The organism is Arthrobacter sp. KBS0703, assembly GCF_002008315.2.
GTDB lineage: Bacteria > Actinomycetota > Actinomycetes > Actinomycetales > Micrococcaceae > Arthrobacter.
The window spans coordinates 1,732,964-1,754,859 of sequence record NZ_MVDG02000001.1; the positions used below are offsets into that span (position 1 = coordinate 1,732,964).

Genomic DNA, 21,896 nt, shown 5'->3' on the forward strand with positions numbered 1-21,896 from the left:
GTCAGTGCACAGCGGGGCTGCTAGTCGACGTCGCTGAGGCTCTTCCTGGCGTCCTCCTCGAGGCGGGCGTCCAGCTTTGCCTTCTGCGCTCCCGAGCTGACCAGGCTGGCGATCACGGCGATGATGATGGTGCCCACGATGACCGCGAGGGAGACGTAGGTGGGGATCTCCGGTGCCCACTCGATGTGGTGCCCGCCGTTGATGAACGGCAGCTCGTTGACGTGCATGGCGTGCAGGACCAGCTTGACGCCGATGAACGCCAGGATGATGGACAGCGCGTGCTTGAGGTAGACGAGGCGGTTCATCAGCCCGCCGAGCAGGAAGTAGAGCTGGCGGAGGCCCATCAGCGCAAAGATGTTCGCGGTGAAGACGATGAACGCGCTCTGGGTCAGGCCGAAGATGGCTGGAATGGAGTCCACGGCGAACAGCAGGTCCGTCATGCCGATAGTGACAAAGACGACCAGCATGGGGGTGAAGACCTTCTTGCCGTCCACCACGGTGCGGAGCTTGCCGCCGTCGAACTTCTCCGACATGGGGATGACCTTGCGGAGCTTCGCGATGATCGCGTTCTCCTTGTCCTCCTCTTCCTCGCCCTCGTCCTGGGCCTGCTTCCAGGCCGTCCAGAGCAGGAAGGCGCCGAAGATGTAGAAGACCCAGCTGAACTGTTCGATCACGATGGCGCCGAGCATGATGAAGATGCCGCGCAGGATCAGCGCGATGATGATGCCCACCATCAGCACTTCCTGCTGGTACTTACGGGGCACGGAGAAGCGCGCCATGATGATGATGAAGACGAAGAGGTTGTCGATGCTGAGGCTGTATTCCGTCACCCAGCCCGCTACGAACTGGCCGCCGTACTCGGCGCCGGTAAACATGAACATGGCACCGGCGAACACGAGGGCCAGGGCAACGTAGAAGGCCACCCACAGGCCGGCTTCCTTCATGGAGGGCTCATGCGGGCGCCGCAGCACCAGAAGCAGGTCTAACAGGAGGATGATGCCGAGGGCGACGAATGCGCCGACCTCAAACCAGACGGGAAGTTGCACAGGGATACCTTTCGCAGGGTACAGAAAACCGGTGTAAGTCTCTCCGGCGAACCTGTGCACTTGGTGCTGATGTGGTTGCCCGCTACGCCCGGCAAGGCATCTGTGCCTTGCGTGTTGACGTTCGTAGCGCTTGGGATACTCCCCTACGTGACCTCAACTTTACCCTAGAGGCGGCCCTGCCGCGCCCACGCCGTGCCCGGCCGCGTCACACTCAGGCGTGCCCGGCGGCGTGCATCTGGCGGAGTTCCTTCTTCAGCTCGCTGACTTCGTCGCGGAGCCGGGCGGCCAGCTCGAACTGCAGCTCGGCCGCGGCGCCGTGCATCTGCTCGGTCAGCTGTTCGATCAGCCCCAAGATGTGTATAAGAGACAGCTGCCGGCGCGCGGGGACGCCGCCGCGAGCCCGTCCGCCCGCACGGTGGCCGCACCCTTGGCCGCCGACTTTCCCCGTTTTCCGCCCTTGGCGAGGCGGTTGTTGGTCAGCAGTTCCTGGGTGTCGGCGTCCTCCTTGGCCAGCTGGTCCGTGATGTCGGCGATCTTCTTCCGCAGCGGCTGCGGGTCGATGCCGTGTTCGGTGTTGTACGCCACCTGGATGGCGCGGCGCCGGTTGGTCTCGTCAATCGCGTGCGCCATGGAGTCCGTGATCCGGTCCGCGTACATGTGCACCTGGCCGGACACGTTCCTGGCGGCGCGTCCGATGGTCTGGATCAGCGAGGTGGACGACCGAAGGAAGCCTTCCTTGTCGGCGTCGAGGATGCTCACGAGCGACACCTCGGGCAGGTCAAGGCCTTCGCGGAGCAGGTTGATGCCGACCAGGACGTCGAACGTGCCCATCCGCAGCTCACGGAGCAGTTCCACGCGGCGCAGCGTGTCCACGTCCGAGTGCAGGTATTCCACCTTGACGCCGTGCCCCAGCAGGTAGTCGGTGAGGTCCTCCGCCATCCGCTTGGTGAGGGTGGTGACCAAGACGCGTTCGTTTTTCTCCGTGCGGGTCCGGATCTCACCCAGGAGGTCATCGATCTGGCCCTTGGTGGGCTTGACGACGACCTCGGGATCGATGAGGCCGGTGGGACGGATAATCTGCTGCACGAAACCGTCCGCCTTGCCGAGCTCATACTTTCCCGGGGTGGCGGACAGGTAGACCGTCTGGCCCACGCGGTCCTGGAACTCGTCCCATTTCAGCGGGCGGTTGTCCATCGCCGAGGGCAGCCGGAAGCCGTGGTCCACCAGGTTCCGTTTGCGCGACATGTCGCCCTCGTACATGGCGCCGATCTGCGGCACGGTGACGTGGGATTCGTCGATGACCAGCAGGAAGTCGTCGGGGAAGTAGTCGATGAGGCAGTGCGGCGCCGTCCCGCGGGCGCGGCCGTCGATGTGCGAGGAATAGTTCTCGATGCCGTTGCAGAACCCCATCTGCTGCATCATTTCAAGGTCGTACGTGGTGCGCATCCGGAGCCGCTGGGCCTCGACCAGCTTGTTCTGGCCTTCCAGCACTGCGAGCCGTTCGGCCAGTTCGTCTTCGATTCTCTTGATCGCCCGGCTCATGCGCTCCGGACCGGCGACGTAGTGCGAGGCCGGGAAGACATACATCTCGGTTTCGTCCCGGATCACCTCGCCGGTGAGCGGGTGCAGTGTATAGATGTTCTCAATCTCGTCGCCGAAGAACTCGATGCGGATAGCGAGTTCCTCGTACATGGGAATGATTTCCACGGTGTCGCCGCGGACGCGGAACGTGCCGCGGTGGAAGTCCATGTCGTTGCGGGCGTACTGCATGGAGACGAATTTCCGGAGCAGATCGTCGCGGTTCATCTCCGCCCCCTTGCGGAGGGTGACCATGCCGGCGATGTATTCTTCCGGCGTGCCGAGGCCGTAGATGCAGGAGACGGTGGCGACGACGATCACGTCGCGGCGGGTCAGCAGCGCGTTGGTGGCCGAGTGCCGGAGCCGTTCCACTTCCTCGTTCACGGAGGAGTCCTTCTCGATGAAGGTGTCCGTCTGGGCCACGTAGGCTTCTGGCTGGTAGTAGTCGTAGTAGGAGACGAAGTACTCCACGGCGTTGTTGGGCAGCAGCTCGCGGAATTCGTTCGCCAACTGCGCGGCGAGGGTCTTGTTCTGGACCATCACCAGCGTGGGCCGCTGGACCTGCTCGATCAGCCAGGCGGTGGTGGCGCTCTTACCGGTACCCGTGGCGCCCAGGAGCACCACGTCCTTCTCGCCGCCCCTGATCCGCTCGGTGAGTTCGGCGATGGCCGCGGGCTGGTCGCCGGCGGGCTTGAATTCGCTGATGACCTCGAAGGGGGCAACGACGCGGTTGATCTCCTGCGCAAGACTCATGTAACTAATCTACCGCCGGGCACTGACAGGAATTCCAGATTCAGCTTTGGGCGGCACCGGATCCGGCGCCGGCGGCGCTTCCGGATCCGTAAGACGGCGGCTGCCAGCCGCTGCTCCCGGCCCACGCTTCCATTCCCGGGTAGGCGATCTCCGTGAACCAGGCTTCCTTGCCGGCGGCGTACCCGGCCGTGGTCACGTCCGCCGCATGCAGGGCAGCCAGCCTGCGCTTTTCGGCAAGATAGGCGGCCCGCGCACCCGGGTCCGCCGTCAGCCAGTCCCTGAAGCACAGGGCGAAGCTCCACCCCGGCGAGCCGGCAACGCGGACGTGGACGTTCACCGGCCGGCCGGGATCGGCGTTTCCGTGCAGGCGCTTGGACCAGGCGGCAGGATCCGGACGTCCGGGCTGGGGGCTGTCCAGCAGGATTCCCGGCCAGACCGGGAAGCCGGCCCGGGCAAGAAGCGGACCGATCCTGTCCGCGGCGTCCAGGTCCCGGACCGCAAGCTGCAGGTCAATGACATTCTTGGCGTCCAGGCCCGGCACCGCCGTCGACCCGACATGGTCAACGGCCAGGACGTCGTCGGGGGCGGCCCGCTTGAGCCGGGCGGACAGCAGGTCTGCCTGGCGGCGCCACCCGGGATCGTGCTCCGCCAGGACCGGCCCGCCGGACCGCTCGGCAACGCGGGCCTCCTCGATGTTCAGCGCAAACGGCCGGAGCCGCTCCTCCCAAAGCCGGTCCACAGCGTTTCGCAGTTCCTCCGGTGTCCCCGAGTTGTCCAGCACGACGTCGGCCGCGGCGAGCCGGACGTCCCGCGGAGCCTGTGCCGCCATCCGGGAGCGGGCCTCGTCTTCGGTCATCCCCCGGCGTTCAATCATCCGCTGCACGCGCGTCCCGTCAGGCGCGTCCACCACCACCACGAGGTGGAAGCTGCTTTCCTGTCCGGTTTCGACGAGGAGGGGGATGTCCTGAACCACGACGGCGTCTTCCGGCGCGCCCGCGATCACCGCGGCGGCCTGCTCCCGGACCAGGGGGTGGACGATGCCGTTCAGTTCCTCCCGCGCTGCCGGATCCCGGAACACCACGGCGCCGAGCCGCGGCCGGTCGAGCCGGCCGCCGGCGTCCAGGATTTCCGGCCCGAAGGCACGGACGACGGCCGCAAGGCCCGGGGTGCCCGGTTCCACCACGTCCCGGGCGATCGCGTCGGCGTCGACCAGCACGGCCCCCAGTTCCCTGAGGCGAGCGGCCACCATGGACTTCCCTGAGGCGATGCCGCCCGTCAACCCGATCTTCAGCACTCCCCAAGACTAAACTGAACCGGTGGCAGACGCGTCAGATCCCCCGGAGAGCAGGACGGCGGCCTACACCTCCCTGGCCGCGGGGCCCGATTTCCGCCATGAGATAGACATCAAGCGGTCCAGGTTCATCACGGTGCTGCGCCGCGCGGACAACGAGGACGACGCGCGGGCCTTGGCGGCAGGGCTGCGGAGGGAATTCCACGACGCCCGGCACCACTGCTCCGCGTTCGTCCTGGGCCCGGACCGGGACGTGCAGCGTTCCAGCGACGACGGCGAACCGTCCGGAACGGCGGGGATCCCCATGCTGGAAGCCCTGCTCCGGCGCGAAACCGCGTCGCCCGGGGTGACGGACCTCAGTGACGTGAGTGCCGTCGTCGTGCGCTATTTTGGCGGCATCCTGCTGGGGGCCGGCGGGCTGGTCCGCGCCTACTCCGAGTCGGTCTCCACTGCCCTGGAGCTCGCTCCCCTGGTCCAGCGACGGCGGCTGCGCATGTGCGCCGTCCGGGTGCCGCACGCCGCGGCCGGGCGCCTAGAGAACGATCTCCGCGGCGCGGGCTACGTCATGGCCGAGACCGGCTACGAGGCCCGCTCAACCGTGCTGCGGGTCGCCCTGCCCGACTCGCCGGACGCCCTGGCCGAGGCCGCAGAACGCCTGGCCGCCATGTCGGCCGGAAGCGCGGTATTTCAGCCCGAGGGAACAGCGTGGATTGACGTTCCCCTGAACCGCTGACGGCCGGGCCCGGGACGCAATCATCAGCTTGCTTATCACTCCCCCGGTTTCTAGGGTTGTTGGTGCAAGGAATCACACCGGGAAAGAAGGAGGACGGATGTCAGAACACCACATCGCAGGCAAGAGGGTCGCCTTTGTGCTGACCGACGGCGTGGAGCAGGTCGAACTGACCAGCCCGTGGAATGCCGTGAAGGAAGCCGGCGGCGAACCTGTCCTCGTGGCCCCCAAGAGCGGGAAGCTCCAGGGATTCAAGGGCCTGGACAAGGGCGATACGTTCGACGTCGACCTGACCCTGTCAGAGGCCAACGCCGCCGACTTCCACGCCCTGGTGATCCCCGGCGGCGTCGTCAACGCCGACCACCTCAGGGTGGACAAGGACGCCCAGGCCTTTGCCCGGAGCTTCTTTGAGCAGCACAAGCCGGTGGCCGCCATCTGCCACGGCCCGTGGCTCCTCATCGATGCGGGCGTCGTGAAGGGGCGGAACCTCACGTCCTACCACACGCTCGCCACGGACCTCCGGAATGCCGGCGCGAACTGGACGGACGAACAGGTGGTGGTGGACCAGGGCTTCGTGACCAGCCGGAAGCCGGGCGACCTGGAAGCATTCAACGACAAACTGCTGGAGGAAATCGCCGAGGGCGAGCACGCGGGCCAGACCGCCTGACCTCATCGGGCGACCCCCGGAACTTCAACAGAAAAGGTGGCCGCCCCCGAAGGGACGGCCACCTTTTGTGTGCTATTTCAGCGTGCCGGCTGCAGGCCCGCGGGGGGACCTGCAGCCGGGCGCCTGCGGCAATTAGTTGCCGGTCAGCTTCTCACGCAGTGCTGCGAGGGCCTCGTCCGAAGCAAGCGTGCCTGCACCGGTCTCGGCTGCAGCCGGCTCCGAGGAGTAGCTCGTGGTGCCGGAATCGCTGTCACCGGACGTTGCAGCTGCAGCGTCGTCGGCAGCGTGCTGGGCAACCTGCTTCTTGTGGGCTTCCCAACGGGTCTGGGCGTCAGCGTACTGCTGCTCCCAGGCTGCGCGCTGGTTCTCGTAGCCTTCAAGCCACTCGTTGGACTCCGGGTCGAAGCCCTCCGGGTACTTGTAGTTGCCCTCTTCGTCGTACTCAGCGGCCATGCCGTAGAGAGCCGGATCGAATTCGGTGCTGTCGGCGTCAACGCCCTCGTTAGCCTGCTTGAGCGAGAGGGAGATGCGGCGGCGCTCGAGGTCGATGTCGATGACCTTGACGAACAGCTCGTCACCAACGGAGACAACCTGCTCGGCCAGCTCAACGTGGCGGACAGCCAGCTCGGAGATGTGAACGAGGCCTTCGATGCCGTCTTCGACGCGAACGAACGCACCGAACGGAACCAGCTTGGTGACCTTACCCGGAACAACCTGGCCGAGGGCGTGGGTGCGGGCGAAGGTCTGCCACGGATCTTCCTGCGTAGCCTTGAGCGACAGGGAAACACGCTCGCGGTCCAGGTCGACCTCGAGAACCTCGACGGTGACTTCCTGGCCAACTTCGACAACCTCGGACGGGTGGTCGATGTGCTTCCAGGACAGCTCGGAAACGTGAACGAGGCCGTCCACGCCGCCCAGGTCCACGAAGGCACCGAAGTTGACGATGGAGGAAACGACGCCGGGACGGACCTGGCCCTTTTCCAGCTTGTTGAGGAACGTGGAGCGCACCTCGGACTGGGTCTGCTCGAGCCATGCACGGCGGGAAAGAACAACGTTGTTGCGGTTCTTGTCCAGCTCGATGATCTTGGCTTCGATCTGCTGACCGATGTACGGAGCAAGGTCGCGCACACGGCGCATCTCGACGAGGGATGCGGGCAGGAAGCCGCGCAGACCGATGTCGAGGATAAGACCACCCTTGACAACCTCGATGACGGTACCGGTGACGACACCGTCTTCTTCCTTGACCTTCTCGATGTCGCCCCAGGCGCGCTCGTACTGAGCACGCTTCTTGGAGAGGATCAGGCGGCCTTCTTTGTCTTCCTTGGTGAGCACCAGGGCTTCGACCTGATCGCCAACGGAGACAACGTCTCCGGGATCAACGTCGTGCTTGATGGACAGCTCGCGGGAGGGGATGACACCTTCGGTCTTGTAACCGATGTCGAGCAGAACTTCGTCGCGGTCGACCTTGACGACGGTACCTTCGACGAGGTCTCCGTCGTTGAAGTACTTGATGGTGGCGTCGACTGCTGCGAGGAAGTCCTCAGCGGTACCGATGTCGTTAATGGCGACTACGGGGGTACCGGGCTTCTCGGTGGAGGTGATGGTCATGTAGTAGGGGCTCCGTTGTGGATAGTTAGTCGGTCAGGCAAACCATCGCGCCCGCGTTATGGAACGCAGGCGCAAAGTACGGCATATCACGAGGATCTGCCGGGTCATCCTGATTTTGTGGATTTTAGATACGTGCACCTAGTGCACGCCCGTTTATTCTAGTCGCACTCGCCAACGCCGGTCAAAGCGCCGCGGCTACTCCGGAGGCCTGTGACCTGCCGGAATGCCGTCAGAAATGCGTCAGGCAGTGCGGCGAGCGTTCGACGGCGAACATGAGCCGCGCTTTCAGCGCAGCCCCCGGTGCGTGCTCGGTGATCCGGCCGGCGGCTTTCAGGGTCACGGGACAGACGGCACCCAGATAGATGGAGCCGAGGTCCGCGACGTCCAGGGACAGTTCCGGCTCCGAGCCCGCCGGAGCCTCCGTGACGTCCGCTTTCCCGCCGCTGACGCCGAGGATGAACACACCCCCGGCATAGCCTAGGGTGTCCCGGACTTCAAACACGAGGGAACCGTCCGCGGAGTACTGCCGGGCGGCCAGGGCCGCGGCGGTGTCCAGGACCCGGAGCCAGAGCATGTCCCGGTGGTCCGAGGACTCAATGCACCGCGGATCCTCCAGCGCCCAGGCGAGGGGGTCGTCCACCGGCGCATCCTGCCAGCTGATCCGATCCACGAGGTCGATGCTGCCGAGGAACTGCCACAGTTCCAGGTAGGCGGCGTCGGTCGCGGCCGCGAGGTCCACGATCTCCATGGTGTAGGGCTTGGCGTCCCAGCCTGCGAACTTGTATGAGACGTATCCGTCCACCGTTCCGGCGGCGTCATAGTGCAGCGCGCATCGGATTGCTTCGTCCTCGCTGCCGTCGCGGCCAACGGTTCCGGACACACTTTGCCGGTAGGCGTCCTGCCGGACGATCGAGCCCGGCGTGTGCCGGTGCACGCGTTCGAACACTTCAGGCGCCAGCTCCAGCAGGACTTTCCGGTCGGCGATTTCCACGGACCCCGAAGCCACGTGGCGAAGCCGGAACCGCGGCCCGGTGTCCACCTTCACGCTGCGCTCGAACGTTGCCACCCCGTAGCCGAAGCGGCCGTAGATGGAGCCTTCCGACGCGGTCAGCGCCGCCATCGCCAGCCCGTCCGCCTTCGCCGCGGTGAGGTCTTCAGTCATCATGCGGCGCAGCAGGCCCTGGCGGCGGTGCGTTCCGCGCACTGTCACCGCAGTCACCATGTGGGTCCGGAGCTGCCGGCCGTAGCCGACGTTCATGTTCTTGCGCAGCGTGCCGAACGTGGCCACGGGAATGTCGGCACCCAGGGAGCGCGCTGCAACCTCGCCCGTCTGGTAGACGCCCGTCAGCTCACGGTCGTCGGACCGGTACATGGCCATGATTTTCCCGACGAATTCGTCATTGCGGCGGGTGTCGTGGAAGCCGAAGCCCACGGCCTGGATCCAGTCCGTTCCCTGGGCGTAGCCGGGCTCGCCCTTGTCCGCTGCCCTGAACCGCCGGATCTCATAGTTGTCTGCCACGTGCCGCTCCCCCTTGAACCGAAAATGAACTGAAGCCAAGCCAATGGAGCCCGGCCGAATGACTTGCGCAAGGCGCCGGCGAGGGCGCCCTGCGCATCCTGAAATTACTAGTGGCCGGCGTCGTACCAGCTGGGGCCGACGCCGATCTGGACGTCCAGCGGTACGCTCAGGTCCGCGGCGGCCGCCATCTGCTCGGTGACAAGCTTCTCCACGGCCTCACGCTCCCCTGCCGCTACTTCCAAAACCAGTTCGTCGTGGACCTGCAAGAGCATCCGCGACTTCAGGCCCTGGGCCTTCAGTTCAGCGTGCACGCCCAGCATCGCGCGCTTGATGATGTCCGCGGCGGATCCCTGGATGGGAGAGTTCAGCGCGATGCGCTCCGCGTTCTCGCGCAACTGGCGGTCTGTGCTGGTGAGGTCCGGGAGGTACCGGCGCCGCCCCTCGATGGTGGCGGTGTAGCCGTCGACACGGGCCTGGTCCACCACGCCCCGGAGATAGTCGCGTACGGCGCCGAACCGGTCGAAGTAGTCCTTCATGAGCGTGCGCGCCTCGTCGACGGTGATCTCCAGCTGCTTGGACAGGCCGAAGGAGGTCAGGCCGTAGGCGAGGCCATAGGACATCGCCTTGACCTTGGACCGCATCGCGCTGGTCACCTGGTCGGTAGGCACATGGAAGATGTTGGAGCCCACGAACCGGTGCAGGTCCTCGCCGTCCTTGTAGGCCTGGATCAGGCCGGCGTCCCCCGAGAGATGGGCCATAATGCGCATTTCGATCTGCGAGTAGTCCGCGGACAGCAGGCACTCGTAGCCCTCGCTGACCACGAAGATGCCGCGGACGCGCCGGCCCTCCTCGCTTCGGATCGGGATGTTCTGCAGGTTGGGATTGTTGGAGGAGATCCGGCCCGTGGCTGCCACGTTCTGCGCGTAGGTGGTGTGGATCCGGCCGTCCTCCGTGACGGACTTCTTCAGCGACTCCAGCATCTGGCGCAGTTTCGACGACTCGCGGTGCGCCATCAGCTGGACCAGGAATTCGTGCCCGGTCTTTTCCAGCAGGTTCTTGAGCGACGCGGCGTCCGTGGTGTAGCCGGACTTGATCTTCTTGGTCTTCGGCAGCTGGAGTTCGTCGAAGAGGACGCTCTGGAGCTGCTTGGGAGAGCCCAGATTGACCTCGTGGCCGATCGCGGCGAAGGCCAGCTCCTGGGCGTTGTCGATTACCTTGGACAGGTCCGCCAGCTGATCCTCCATGAGCGGCATGGAGATGGCGATGCCCGCGAGCTCCATGTCGGCGAGAACCCGGCTGACCGGCAGCTCAAGGGTGGTCAGCAGCTCCTCGGCCTTCCGCTCCTTCAGTTCCGATTCGAAGTAGCGGCTCAGGGAATGAACGACGGCGGCGACCTGGACCAGCGCGCCCGCCGCCGCGGAGTCGTCGTCGTCGAACGTCAGTTCCAGCTGGCCGGCCTTCGCCGTTTCGGAGGAGAGTGCGATGTTCAGGTGGTGCTGTGCCAGTTCCGCGAGCTCGTAGGTGCGGCGGTCCGGCTGGATGAGGTAACCGGAGATCGAGGTGTCATCCACCACGCCCTCGAGTTCCAGGCCACGGGCGGTGAGGGCTTTCAGTGCGGCCTTGTACCCGTGCATCACCTTCGGTGAATTTTCGTCCCGGAGCCAGTCCGCCAGCACGTTCTCGGCGTCGGCGTCCTGGCCGGCGAGGTCGATATAAGCGGCGGCGCCGTCCCGGACGATCGCCAGCGCGGCGGCGTCCTCGCCGAGCCGTCCCGGCACCAGGTCCACGGCCACGGCAGAGCGCTGCCCGGTGCCTGCCGCCAGGAAGGCACTCAGCTCAGCCGCCGCGGCGGGGGTCACGAAGTCCGGCGTGTCGATGTTCTCGCGCTCGGCGGGTTCCACTTCGTCACTGCCATAGAGGGCAAAGAGCCGGGTGCGGATGGTCTTGAATTCAAGGTCGTCGAACAGCTGCTCCAAGGCGGCCTCGTCGGGCCGCGGCTCCGCGAGTTCGTCCAGCGTTACCGGGAGGTCCAGGTCCGTGTGGAGCCTGTTCAGCCGCCGGTTGCGCTTGACGTCCTCAACGTTTTCGCGCAGGGCGTCCCCCACCTTGCCGCCGATCGCGTCGAGGTGCTCCAGGACCCCCTCCAGCCCGCCGTACAGGTTGATCCATTTGGCGGCCGTCTTGGGGCCGACGCCGGGAACGCCGGGGAGGTTGTCCGCGGACTCCCCCACCAGCGCGGCGAGGTCCGAGTACTGCGGCGGCGTCACAAAGTACTTCTCCTGGATGGCGGCCGCGTCCAGCCGGGGAATGTCGCTGACGCCTTTCCGGGGGTAGAGCACAAACACGTTGTCGGTGATGAGCTGGAAGGCGTCACGGTCCCCGGTCACGAGCAGCACCTCATAGCCGGCCTTGTCTCCCATGGCGGCGAGTGTGGCCAGGATGTCGTCAGCTTCATAACCGGGCATTTTGATGGTCTTGATGCCCCACGCCTGCATGACCTTGTCGATGAGGTCGATCTGGCCGGTCATCTCCCGGGGCGTTTCGTTGCGGCCGCCCTTGTAGTCGCTGTACTCGGCCTTGCGGTGGGTGGTTTCATCCGAGACATCGAAAGCCACCGCGATGTGGGTTGGCTTCTGTTCCTTGATCAGGTTGATGAGCATGGACGTGAAGCCGTGGATCGCATTGGTGTGCTGCCCGTTGGCAGTGGAGAACTTGTCCGCCGGCAGCGCGAAGAAGGCCCGGAACGCCATGGAGTGCCCGTCCAGCACCAGGAGGCGGGGCTGGTCCGTCAGGGGAATGACCGGGGCCTCGGTTGCCGAGACCGACCGGCTGGGCGGTGTGGGGACCGCGACTTCCTGCAGTGTTTCGCTTGCGGACGGGAAAGGGGCCGGTTTGGTAGTTTCACTCACAGGTGCCAGCCTAGTTGCCATGATGGACAATTTCACGCCCGCCCGGTCCGCCGACGAGGCGCGGTTCAAGGATGAACTGGTCGCCGCCGGGGTCCCGGACCATCTCCATGACTGGCTCGGCGAGTTCGGCATCGGCGCCCTCGTGGTGAAGATGGGGATCCGTTTCCTGGAGATGAGCCCTGAGCGGACGGTGGCCACCATGCCGGTGGAGGGGAACACCCAGGTGGCAGGAATCCTTCACGGCGGTGCCCACGTGGTGCTGGCGGAGACGCTGGGATCGTTTGCGGCCGGCATGCATGCCGGGCCCGGGCGCCAGGCACTCGGCATCGAGGTCGGCGCGACCCACCACCGGGCCATCGCGGCGGGCACCGTGACCGGGACGTGCACAGCCATTCACCTGGGGCGCACGCTCACCACGCACGAGATCGTCATGACCGACGAGCAGGGCCGCCGGTTGTCGACGGCCCGCATCACCAACCTCATCCGGGACATCAGCGCGTAGGCGCCTATCCTGGCACGGCCCCGAAACGGTACCGGAGCTCCACGATCCCCCGCCCCAGGGTCTGCGATTCCACCAACTCAAGCGGCGGCGTCGGGCCCTTCACGGGAAGCAGCCGTTTCCCGTCCCCGAGCAGCACCGGGATGACAGAGACGATCAGTTCATCCAGGAGCCCGGCACCGGCGAACTGGGCGGCAAGGTCGCCGCCGCCCACCACCCAGATGTTCTTGCCCGCGGCGTCGCGCCTGAGGTCATCGATGAATTCGCTGATGTCGCCGCGCACGAACGCGATATCGGCGCCGGGCGGCGCAGCGAACTCATGGTGCGTGAAGATCCAGCAGGGCGTGTCCGGGTACGGCCAGTGGCCCGGTTCGTGGTCCATGAGCCACTGGTAGGTGGTCCCGCCCATGGCGATGCAGCCGATGCCGGAGATGAAGGAGTCGTAGCTTTCCTTGCCGCCTTCGAAACCGTCGAACTGCAACAGCCACGCGAGATCGTCATCCCGGGTGGCGATGAACCCGTCGAGGGACGCCGCAACGTAATACTGGACACTGGGCATGGCCCAAGCCTAGCGATTCCGGTCCGGCGTTCCCAGAGTTCACTGACAGCCCTGCCGGCTTGTTAGCTGCTGAAGTACGGGATGATCAGGTAGAGCCCGAACAGCACGGCGAGCCCGCACAGGGCGAAGCACGCGTAAGCCAGCGAACGGAGCCACCCGGGCGCGGTTGTCCGCTGGTCGCCGGCAATGGCGGTAAGCCGGACGCCGAGTGCATAGAGAACCACCACCGTCACCGCGGACACCAGCGTGGCGCCGGCTACGGTGAGGAGTTCCAACCACTTCATCGCTGCGTATCCTTTGACTCGTTTGCCTTGGCGCGGGCCCTGGCGAGGGCCTTCTTCTTCGCGAAACGGACGGCCGATCCGGCCTCCTCGACCTCCACGGCGTTGTGGTGGCCGACCTGGGACTTGCGGGAAACCACGAACATGTAGAGCACGGCGGCGGTGCCTGCCACGGCGGCGATGACCACGCCCACAACCCCGGTCTTGACGAGCAGCGCGGTCAGGGCGCCCACGATGCCGGCGGCGGGCAGCGTGAAGAGCCAGCCGAGGGCGATCTTTCCGACCATGCCCCAGCGGACGGACGTGCCTTTCCGGCCCATCCCCGACCCGATGACGGACCCGGAGGCCACCTGAGTGGTGGACAGCGCGAAGCCCAGGTGCGAGGAAGCCAGGATGGCGGACGCCGTGCTGGTCTCCGCCGCGAAGCCCTGCGCGGGCTTCACCTCGGTCAGCCCCGCCCCCATCGTCCGGATGATGCGCCAGCCCCCGGCGTAGGTGCCCACAGCAATGGCCAGGGCGCAGGCGGCGATGACCCAGATCTGCGGACCCGAACCGGGACGCTGGCTGCCGGCCGAAATGAGGACCAGCGTGATGATGCCCATGGTCTTCTGGGCGTCATTGGTTCCGTGGGCGAGGGCCACGAGGCTTGACGTGAAGATCTGGCCGGTGCGGAAGCCCCCGCGCTTCTGGGTGAGCTTGCTGCCGGTCTCCGGATCATGCCGGGAGGTGAGGGCGTAGGCCAGTCGGGTACAGACGTAGGCAACGATGCCGGCGATCAGGGGCGCAAAGACGGCCGGAAGGATGACTTTCTGGAGGAGGGTCTCCAGATTCACGGAGTTGAACCCGATGCCGGCGATCGCGGCGCCGATGAGTCCGCCGAAGAGTGCGTGCGACGAGCTTGAGGGCAGCCCCTTGAGCCAAGTCACCATGTTCCACAGAATGGCGCCCATGAGACCGGCAAAGATGATGTCCGGTGTTATCTGGACGCCGTCGGAGCCTTCGCGAATGATGCCGCCGGAGACCGTCTTGGCCACTTCCGTGGACAGGAACGCTCCCACGAGGTTCAGGATCGCCGCGAGAGTAACTGCAGTCTTCGGCTTGATGGCACCGGTGGCGATAGGCGTGGCCATCGCGTTCGCGGTGTCATGAAAACCGTTCGTGAAGTCGAAAAATAATGCCAGCGCAATGACCAGCGCCACCATGAAGGTGATATCCACCTGTTGCCCAATCTGCAGAGTCGACGTTCAGCAGTTCCACTTCCCCTGCCTGCCCTGCACAGCATAGTTCACCGAAAGTTAATACGGCGGGAGCTGCAGAGCTGCAGAACGGGCTTGAAACCCTATAGATCGTACGCGCCTTGGCCATGAGCTCCAACCTGCGCACTCAACCGGGTTTGCGGGGGCCGGCCGGCGGGATCCGGCGCGGGGTGTTGTCACGGCGGACCCTGGGCGAAGATCCGGATGGTTTCGAGCTCCTGCGGAGACAGGCCGGTCCGCGGGTCCGGCGACACCAGCAGTGCCCGCGCTCCCAGGATCCTCGCCCAGGCCTGGGCGCGGCCCTCATAGGCGAGCTGGTCGTCCACCCAGATGATCCGCTCAGGGGTGCTTATGCCCACGTCGGCCTGGATTGCTTCCAGCTTCCACCACTCCGCGCCGCTTCCCGCGCCGTCCGCGGTGAGCACGGGCCACCGGCTGCCGTTGAGCCCCGTGGCCGGGCAGAGGATGGCCGGAGCCAGCTCCTCCCAGCTGGTCAGCCACACGCACCGGAGGCCCGGCACCGGCACCAGCCGGTTCAGGTCCTCCACCAGCTCCGCCGCGTACGCCACCTCGAGCATTCCGGCGTACGCGTACCGCCAGGCGGTGCCCCACGGCGTGCCGCCCGTCGCACCGAAGGGGCACACCACGCCGTCCACGTCCAAATACAATGAGACATTTCCCACGGCGTTCCCTCCGGAAGCCGAACTTCGATTCTGCGGCCCACGCTACGGAACCGGCGTCCGGACAGGCAAGGCCCCTCAGCTACTCGTCGTGGTGGATTTTGTGCACCCTGGTGACCACCGTGGGGCATGGCACGCGCGTCAGGACCGCGTGCGCCGTCGAACCGAGCAGGAGCCTGCTGAACCCGCCCCGTCCCCGGCTGCCGATCACCAGCATCCGGGCATCCGCCGCCATCTCAACGAGCGCCTTGGCCGGGTCCATGTCGCTTTCCAGCCGCTGATGCACCACGAGGTCGGGGAACCTGTCGCCCAGCCCGGCGACGCTTTCGGCGAGGACAACCTTCTCTTCTTCCTCCATCGCCTCGGCGAGCCTGCTGGCGGGCTGTCCCCGCGGTATCCATCTGGCGGGCTGCCGGAAGGCCAGGACCGCTGTCAGTTCGTCCCCTTCGCGGTCAGCCTCGGCGGCCGCAAGCGCAACAGCCTGGCTCGACTCCTCGGAGCCGTCCACGCCCACGACAACTCCCCGCCGTTCGGGTCCCGGGAGGTGCGGAATGACCGCCACGGGGCTGTCCGATGCGGTGACAATCTGGAGCGCCCTGTCGGTCATGGGCCCGCCGTCGGCCCAGTACCTGTCGTGTGATCCGATGACCAGCAAGGAAGCGTCCCTGGACATCTCCTTAAGTGCCGACCCGGTGCCGCCGTGCCGCAGCTGGATCTGGACGTCGACGCCGGGCGCCCGCAGGGCTGCGTCCTGCTGAACTTTCCGCAGGAGCTGCAGGGCAGACTCCTTGATCATCTCGTGGTACTGGAATTCCTGCGCTATCCACCGGTCATCCACGGCATGCATGGCGATCACGGGAAGCTTGAGCCGGGCTGCGCGATCGAGGGACCACGCCATTGCGGCCTCGCTGCCCGCCGACCCGCTGACGCCGACGACAATTGGTTTGTTCATTTCGGAAACCTGCCCTGCTCCATCGCACTGCCTTGCTTCATCGCAAAGCCCGTGGTCAGCAGGCCGAGGGGCCGCTGATACCTTCATTTTCCTCCGCCCGCTGCTGCCCGCGTAAGGGCTTTGGGCCCCACGCGGGGGCGTCCTTCAGCCCCGGCACGGAGTCCCGGAGCGCTCGGATTCCTCGCGGGTAGACTGTGCCCGTCAGCGCTGTAGCAGGACCGACGAGAGGCACGTGCATGGGCAGCACCGAAGCAGGCCAGGAAATCTCCGACGACGAACTTGAGCTGCTGAACCGGTACTGGGATGCGGCGAACTACCTGACCGTGGCCCAGATTTACCTTCAGGAGAACCCGCTGCTCCGGGAGCCGCTGGAGCCGGACCACATCAAGCCGAGGCTGCTGGGGCACTGGGGAACCGGTCCGGGCCTGTCCCTGGTGTACGTGCACTTGAACCGGCTGATCAGGCGGACGTCCGCAGAGGTTCTGTTCGTGGCCGGACCGGGGCACGGCGGCCCCTCCGTCGTGGCCAACGTCTACCTCGAGGGCACCTACTCGGAGATATACCCCGACGTCGGGCAGGACGTTGCCGGGCTGCGGCGGCTCGCGCGGCAATTCTCGACTCCGGGCGGCGTGGGCAGCCATGTGGGCCCGGCCACCCCGGGATCCATCCATGAGGGCGGCGAGCTGGGTTATTCACTCATGCACGCGACCGGGGCGGTCATGGACAACCCGGGGCTGATCGCCGCCTGCGTGATTGGCGACGGCGAGGCCGAAACCGGGCCGCTGGCAGCATCATGGACGGCGCCGTTCTTTCTCAACCCCGCACGGGACGGCGCAGTCCTGCCGATCCTGCACCTCAACGGACACAAGATTTCGGGGCCCACGGTGCTCGGCCGCCGCTCAGACGCGGACGTGGAAGCCCTGCTGCGAGCGCACGGCTGGGACCCGGTGACGGTTTCCGGAGACCGGCCCGGTCACGTCCACCGGGCGATGGCCTCGGCCGTCGACCGAGCGTACGCTGACATCCGGGACATCCAGGAGCAGGCCCGCGGCGGCCGCACGGCGGACGCCGCCCGCTGGCCCGCCATCATCCTGCGGACACCCAAGGGGTGGACCGGCCCTGAAACCGTGGACGGCAGCCCGGTCGAGGGAACCTTCCGCGCCCACCAGGTGCCGCTCTCCGGCGTCAAGGACAATCCGGAGCACCTCGCGCTGCTTGAACAGTGGATGCGTTCCTACAAGCCGGAAACTCTTTTCGATGACGCCGGCCGGCTCGTACCCGAACTGGCAGCGCTGGCGCCGGAGGGCCGGCTGCGGATGGGGTCCGTGCCCCCGGCCAACGGCCAGCCGGCCGTCCCGCTCGTGATCCCTGACCTCGGTCAGTATGCCGTCAACCCCGGCGAGCGCGGCTCCACCAGCAGCGAGACCACCAAACCGCTCGGCGAACTGTTCAGGGACCTCTACCTCAGCACGGCGGACAACCCCCGGTTCCGGCTGTTCTGCCCGGACGAGACCAACAGCAACCGGCTGGGTGCCGTGTTCGAAGCCACGGACCGGTGCCTGCTCCTTCCCCCGCACGGCGGTGACGCCGCGGACGACCACGTCTCGCCGGACGGCAGGGTCATGGAGGTGCTCTCCGAGCACCTGTGCCAGGGCTGGCTGGAAGGCTACCTGCTGACGGGGAGGCACGGGTTCTTCGCCAGCTACGAGGCGTTTGCGATGGTCAGCGCCTCCATGACGGTCCAGCACGCCAAGTGGCTGCAGCACGCCCGCGAGCTCGAATGGCGCTCCCCTGTTCCGAGCCTGAACATCCTGCTGACGTCAACGTGCTGGCGAAACGACCACAACGGGTTCAGCCATCAGGGTCCTGGCCTGATCGACACCGTGCTTTCCCTCTCGGGCGAAGTGACCAGGATCTACCTCCCGCCGGATTCCAACACCCTGCTGGCCACGGCGGAGCACGTCCTGCTCAGCACCGACTACGTCAACCTCGTGGTGGTGGACAAGCAGGCCCATCCCCAGTACCTCACCCTTGAGGAAGCACGTGCCCATGCCGAAGCCGGAGCATCGCGCTGGGCCTGGGCCGGGAATGAGGACCAGGGCGGCACCGCCGGCCCTGACATCGTCCTCGCCTGTGCTGGGGACATCCCCACCGAGGAGACGCTGGCCGCCGCGTGGCTCCTGCAGCGGCACGTCCCGGACGCCCGTGTGCGGGTGGTCAACGTCATGGACGCGATGGTCCTTCCGCCCAGGGACACCCACCCGCACGGTCTCGACGACGGGACGTTCAGTTCGCTGTTCACGGAGAGCTGCGATGTGGTTGTCGCCTGGCACGGCTACGCACGATCGTTCCACCAGTTGCTGCACGGCCGCCCGAACCCGGAACGCTTCCACGTCCGCGGGTACAGCCAGCAGGGAACCACCACAACGCCCTTCGACATGGTGGTGCTCAACCGCATGAGCCGCTACCATCTGGCCCTGGAGGCGCTCCGGCGCATGCCGCGGCAGCTTCCGGGCGCCAAAGCGCTCACGGACCATTGCAACCGGCAGCTGGACGCCCATGCCGAGTACATCCGCGAGCACTTCGAGGACCTTCCGGAGATCCGCGAGTGGGCCTGGACGCCGCCGGGCTAGGCTGGCTCTCCCAATTCAGGTGGAACCGCGGTTCACGTCGCGGCCGACCGCCCTGTCCCGAGCATCCGGGCGACTTTCTCCTCGAGTGCCGCACGTGTTGCATCGGGCAGGACAATCAGGCCCTCCAGCTCGTGCCGCGCGCGCTTGTACGCCGTCTGCCGTTCGGCCGGCGTGGCGGCCTCATCTTCGGCGATCCGCAGCAGCTTCCGTGCCGTCGCTAGCTTCTGGCGTTCCTCCGCTGAAAAGTTGCTGTCCCTGATGCGCCGGGCTTCGCGCTCGGCGATGTCGAACGCGAGCTCAAAACTGCGAACGGCTGCGCGGTATTCGTCCAGGCGGGTCCTGTTGCCCATGCGGGCCGGATCCGCAGGCCGCAGCCCGTCGGCTTCCCGTTTGGCCCGCAGGAACGCCACGGTGAGAGGTTCCCGGACGTCCGTCATGACGGGGAAGTCGATGAGTTTGCCCACGTCCAGCTCGTAGTCCAGCCAGCGCCGGTTGACGTCATCGTGCGCGGCCAGCAGCGCCGCGACCTCGGCTTCGCCGGCCTGCTCCGCCGAGAGCGCCTGGTTCCGGAGCCGGTAGAGCTCCACCCTGCGCTGGTGCCGCTGTTCGCTGGCCTTCGACCACGCCTTGCTCCACCCGCCAACGACTCCGCTCAACGGAAATATGAGCCACCAGAAGTGGCCGATGAAGTCAAAAAGGGGCTGCATTCGTCAATGGTCGCACCGCCCCGCACGCACCTCAAGGGTGCAGTCGCCGTGCCGGGGCAACGCCTGCTCCGACCCGCGCGATGGCGCCGCTAGGAAGCCGGCGCTGCCTGTCCGCCCGGGGCGTTGACGTTGACCAGCCACGCGATGCCGAACCTGTCGGTGCACATGCCGAAGATGTCGCCCCACGGCGCGCGTTCCATCGGGACCGTGACGGTGCCGCCGTCACCGGACAGCTTGTCGTAGTAGCCGCGCAGTTCGCCTTCGTCCTCTCCGCTGAGGGATACCGAGATGCTGGTTCCGGGCGTGTAGTCCATGGACTTGGGGGTGTCGGCCCCCATGAGAACGAAGCCTTTGTCCGCAGTCAGCATCCCGTGCATGATCTTGTCCGCCTCGGCCGGGTCCTCGCTGGCGTTGAAGTCCCCGAAGGTGTTCAGCGTGAGTTGGCCGCCAAAGACGGACTGGTAGAAGTTCATGGCCTCGCGGGCGTTGTCACGGAAGCTGATGTACGGGTTGAGCAGCGTGGACACGGTCGGTTCTCCTTATGTGGCGGAACTTGTGTGACGGAAGTGAAGCACTACAAATGTTGCCCCAAACCCGGCCGCGTTCATAGGGGTTCTCCCGGTTCCCCGCGGCGTCACGTTCCCCGCGGCGTCAGGGCCGGAACCGGTAGCCGATGCCCGCCTCGGTCAGGAGGTGGCGCGGATTGCCGGTGTCCGCTTCCAGTTTGCGGCGGAGCTGGGCGATGTAGACGCGCAGGTAGTTGGCTTCCTTGGCGTAGGCGGGACCCCACACGGTCGAGAGGATCTGCTGCTGGGTGACGAGCTTTCCGGGGTTGCGGACCAGGAGTTCCAGGATGCTCCATTCGGTGGGGGTCAGCCGCACCGACTCCCCGTTCCGGGTGACCACCCGCTGGCCGAGGTCCACCGTGAATTCGGCCGTGGTGACGGTGGGCGCTTCTGCGGCCTCCGGGGCCCGGCGCAGCAGCGCACGGAGCCGGGCGAGGAGTTCCTCCAGGCCGAACGGCTTGGTGATGTAGTCATCGGCCCCGGCATCCAGGGCGTCGACTTTGTCGGCTGACCCGTGCCGGGCAGAGAGCACCAGCACGGGCGCACTGCTCCAGCGGCGGAATTCTGTCAGCACGGCGGCCCCGTCCATGTCGGGGAGCCCGAGGTCCAGAACCACCAGGCCGGGCGGGTTGCGGGTGGCCGCCAGCAACGCCGAGCGGCCGTCCGGGGCAGTGTCCACGCTGTACCCGTGCGCCTGCAGGGTGATCCTCAGGGCCTTCAGCAGGTGGGGATCATCGTCCACCACGAGGATGCTGGTCACGGTGCGGCCTCCGCAGGACCATCCGCCGCGCCGCCGGGCGCCGCAGCGGCGGAGAGGGCCGAGGAAGCGGAACCGGCGGAGACCGGGCCGGCGCCGACGCCGGTCGACAACCGCAGGCGGATCACCATGGTGAGGCCTCCGCCTGGGGTTTCCTGCGCCGTCAGGCTTCCGCCCATCGCGGCGACGAACCCCTTGGCAACCGCCAGGCCCAGGCCCACGCCGGAGGTCCGCGCAATGTCGTCCAGGCGCTGGAAAGGCCGGAACATGGCCACGACGTTGCTGGCCGGCACGCCGCTGCCGTGATCAATGATCCTCAGCTCGCCGGAGGGATGCCCGTCCAGGGTGGCAGTGCTGAGGCCTCCGGCGGAGCCGGCGACAGTGATGTCGGACCCTGGCGCGTACTTGACGGCATTTTCAACGATGTTGGCGATGACACGTTCAAGCAGGCCCGGGTCGGCGTCGACGGCTGGCATGTTGGGCGGCAGGTCCACCCGCACGGTTCCGGCGGGCAGGCCGCGCAGGGCGGGAGGAACCACCTCAAACCACCGGACCGGCCTGAGGAGCGGCTGGACCGAATCCGCGGTAATCCGCGACATGTCCAGGAGGTTCCCCACGAGGACGTCGAGCCGGTCCGTGCATTCATCGATGGTTTCCAGCAGTTCCTTCTGTTCGCCCGGCGTGTACGTGACCGCCGTCTGCAGGAGGCCGCCCACGGCCAGCTTGATTCCTGCCAGCGGCGTCCGCAGGTCGTGGGACACGGCCCGTAGAATGGCCGTGCGCATCGTGTTCCCTTCGGCAAGCCGCAGAACCTCCAGCCGGCTGGCAGCCAGCTGCTGCCGCTCCAGCTGGGCCATCACATGCACCGCGAAGGCACCCAGCAGGCGGCTATCCGCGGCCGGCAC

At 66.6% G+C, this 21,896-nt stretch carries 18 protein-coding genes and 1 pseudogene; 4 read left to right on the plus strand and 15 right to left on the minus strand.

Going from position 1 to position 21,896, the window contains the following annotated elements; genetic code table 11:
- Positions 1-20: 20 nt before the first annotated feature.
- The 3 genes and pseudogenes from B1A87_RS08210 to coaE all read right to left on the minus strand — a co-directional run bounded on the left by B1A87_RS08210 (position 21) and on the right by coaE (position 4,671).
- On the minus strand, positions 21-1,046 hold the full coding sequence (locus tag B1A87_RS08210) for a TerC family protein (protein WP_078029348.1): 1,026 nt from the start codon (positions 1,044-1,046) through the stop codon (positions 21-23).
- A 211-nt stretch (positions 1,047-1,257) separates the two neighbouring features.
- Positions 1,258-3,377, minus strand: a pseudogene (gene uvrB, locus B1A87_RS08215) (excinuclease ABC subunit UvrB).
- 40 nt (positions 3,378-3,417) lie between these two features.
- Entirely contained in the window at positions 3,418-4,671 is a 1,254-nt protein-coding gene (gene coaE, locus B1A87_RS08220; RefSeq protein ID WP_078029346.1) for a dephospho-CoA kinase, read from the minus strand.
- Positions 4,672-4,693: 22 nt separating this feature from the next.
- On the opposite strand from coaE, the gene B1A87_RS08225 reads away from it, so the two are divergent.
- Both B1A87_RS08225 and B1A87_RS08230 read left to right on the plus strand, forming a co-directional pair.
- Positions 4,694-5,401 carry a YigZ family protein gene (locus tag B1A87_RS08225; RefSeq protein ID WP_078029345.1) on the plus strand — a complete coding sequence of 236 codons (708 nt, stop codon included), beginning with the start codon at positions 4,694-4,696 and terminating at the stop codon, positions 5,399-5,401.
- A 97-nt stretch (positions 5,402-5,498) separates the two neighbouring features.
- Positions 5,499-6,065, plus strand: a complete 567-nt coding sequence (locus B1A87_RS08230) for a type 1 glutamine amidotransferase domain-containing protein (protein ID WP_078029344.1) — start codon at positions 5,499-5,501, stop codon at positions 6,063-6,065.
- 132 nt (positions 6,066-6,197) lie between these two features.
- Here B1A87_RS08230 and rpsA read toward each other — a convergent pair whose 3' ends face one another.
- The 3 genes from rpsA to polA form a co-directional block, all read right to left on the minus strand.
- Positions 6,198-7,673: a 30S ribosomal protein S1 gene (gene rpsA / locus B1A87_RS08235; RefSeq protein WP_011691911.1), complete on the minus strand. Its 1,476-nt coding sequence runs from the start codon at positions 7,671-7,673 to the stop codon at positions 6,198-6,200.
- A 229-nt stretch (positions 7,674-7,902) separates the two neighbouring features.
- Entirely contained in the window at positions 7,903-9,192 is a 1,290-nt protein-coding gene (locus B1A87_RS08240; protein WP_078029343.1) for a GNAT family N-acetyltransferase, read from the minus strand.
- 107 nt (positions 9,193-9,299) lie between these two features.
- Positions 9,300-11,942, minus strand: a complete 2,643-nt coding sequence (polA, locus tag B1A87_RS08245; RefSeq protein WP_395940268.1) for a DNA polymerase I — start codon at positions 11,940-11,942, stop codon at positions 9,300-9,302.
- A gap of 178 nt (positions 11,943-12,120) precedes the next feature.
- On the opposite strand from polA, the gene B1A87_RS08250 reads away from it, so the two are divergent.
- Positions 12,121-12,603 (plus strand): hotdog fold thioesterase, encoded by a 483-nt coding sequence (locus B1A87_RS08250; protein WP_078029341.1) that lies wholly within the window; start codon positions 12,121-12,123, stop codon positions 12,601-12,603.
- Positions 12,604-12,607: 4 nt separating this feature from the next.
- Here the strand turns inward: B1A87_RS08250 and B1A87_RS08255 are convergent, their stop codons facing one another.
- From B1A87_RS08255 to B1A87_RS08275, 5 genes are all read right to left on the minus strand, one after another.
- The gene (locus B1A87_RS08255) at positions 12,608-13,159 is read right to left on the minus strand and encodes a dihydrofolate reductase family protein (RefSeq protein WP_078029340.1); all 552 of its coding nucleotides are present in this window, start codon (positions 13,157-13,159) and stop codon (positions 12,608-12,610) included.
- A 62-nt stretch (positions 13,160-13,221) separates the two neighbouring features.
- The gene (locus tag B1A87_RS08260; RefSeq protein WP_078029339.1) at positions 13,222-13,443 is read right to left on the minus strand and encodes a hypothetical protein; all 222 of its coding nucleotides are present in this window, start codon (positions 13,441-13,443) and stop codon (positions 13,222-13,224) included.
- Positions 13,440-14,657: an inorganic phosphate transporter gene (locus B1A87_RS08265; RefSeq protein WP_078029338.1), complete on the minus strand. Its 1,218-nt coding sequence runs from the start codon at positions 14,655-14,657 to the stop codon at positions 13,440-13,442. Before B1A87_RS08265 ends, B1A87_RS08260 begins: the two co-directional genes overlap by 4 nt.
- Before the next feature lie 215 nt (positions 14,658-14,872).
- Positions 14,873-15,379, minus strand: a complete 507-nt coding sequence (locus tag B1A87_RS08270; RefSeq protein ID WP_078029337.1) for an HAD domain-containing protein — start codon at positions 15,377-15,379, stop codon at positions 14,873-14,875.
- A 79-nt stretch (positions 15,380-15,458) separates the two neighbouring features.
- Complete coding sequence (locus tag B1A87_RS08275; protein ID WP_078029336.1) at positions 15,459-16,328, minus strand: universal stress protein; 870 nt, start codon at positions 16,326-16,328, stop codon at positions 15,459-15,461.
- A gap of 236 nt (positions 16,329-16,564) precedes the next feature.
- On the opposite strand from B1A87_RS08275, the gene B1A87_RS08280 reads away from it, so the two are divergent.
- A complete protein-coding gene (locus B1A87_RS08280; protein ID WP_078029335.1) occupies positions 16,565-18,961 on the plus strand; it encodes a phosphoketolase in 2,397 nt (798 codons plus the stop codon).
- Between the two features lie 32 nt (positions 18,962-18,993).
- Here the strand turns inward: B1A87_RS08280 and B1A87_RS08285 are convergent, their stop codons facing one another.
- The 4 genes from B1A87_RS08285 to B1A87_RS24620 all read right to left on the minus strand — a co-directional run bounded on the left by B1A87_RS08285 (position 18,994) and on the right by B1A87_RS24620 (position 21,896).
- A complete protein-coding gene (locus tag B1A87_RS08285) occupies positions 18,994-19,668 on the minus strand; it encodes a hypothetical protein (RefSeq protein WP_078029334.1) in 675 nt (224 codons plus the stop codon).
- 89 nt (positions 19,669-19,757) lie between these two features.
- A complete protein-coding gene (locus tag B1A87_RS08290) occupies positions 19,758-20,195 on the minus strand; it encodes a VOC family protein (RefSeq protein WP_078029333.1) in 438 nt (145 codons plus the stop codon).
- 124 nt (positions 20,196-20,319) lie between these two features.
- Positions 20,320-20,994 (minus strand): response regulator, encoded by a 675-nt coding sequence (locus B1A87_RS08295; RefSeq protein ID WP_078029332.1) that lies wholly within the window; start codon positions 20,992-20,994, stop codon positions 20,320-20,322.
- The gene (locus B1A87_RS24620; RefSeq protein WP_313902463.1) at positions 20,991-21,896 is read right to left on the minus strand and encodes an ATP-binding protein; all 906 of its coding nucleotides are present in this window, start codon (positions 21,894-21,896) and stop codon (positions 20,991-20,993) included. Before B1A87_RS24620 ends, B1A87_RS08295 begins: the two co-directional genes overlap by 4 nt.

What these genes read in the sequence shown, in the direction of transcription:
- B1A87_RS08275 (WP_078029336.1), bottom strand. Translation starts at nt 16,328, where the DNA reads ATGAACAAACCAATTGTCGTCGGCGTCAGCGGGTCGGCGGGCAGCGAG.
- polA (WP_395940268.1), bottom strand. Translation starts at nt 11,942, where the DNA reads ATGGCGTTCCGGGCCTTCTTCGCGCTGCCGGCGGACAAGTTCTCCACT.
- B1A87_RS08280 (WP_078029335.1), top strand. Translation starts at nt 16,565, where the DNA reads ATGGGCAGCACCGAAGCAGGCCAGGAAATCTCCGACGACGAACTTGAG.
- B1A87_RS08250 (WP_078029341.1), top strand. Translation starts at nt 12,121, where the DNA reads ATGATGGACAATTTCACGCCCGCCCGGTCCGCCGACGAGGCGCGGTTC.
- rpsA (WP_011691911.1), bottom strand. Translation starts at nt 7,673, where the DNA reads ATGACCATCACCTCCACCGAGAAGCCCGGTACCCCCGTAGTCGCCATT.
- B1A87_RS08260 (WP_078029339.1), bottom strand. Translation starts at nt 13,443, where the DNA reads ATGAAGTGGTTGGAACTCCTCACCGTAGCCGGCGCCACGCTGGTGTCC.
- B1A87_RS08230 (WP_078029344.1), top strand. Translation starts at nt 5,499, where the DNA reads ATGTCAGAACACCACATCGCAGGCAAGAGGGTCGCCTTTGTGCTGACC.
- B1A87_RS08255 (WP_078029340.1), bottom strand. Translation starts at nt 13,159, where the DNA reads ATGCCCAGTGTCCAGTATTACGTTGCGGCGTCCCTCGACGGGTTCATC.
- B1A87_RS08285 (WP_078029334.1), bottom strand. Translation starts at nt 19,668, where the DNA reads ATGCAGCCCCTTTTTGACTTCATCGGCCACTTCTGGTGGCTCATATTT.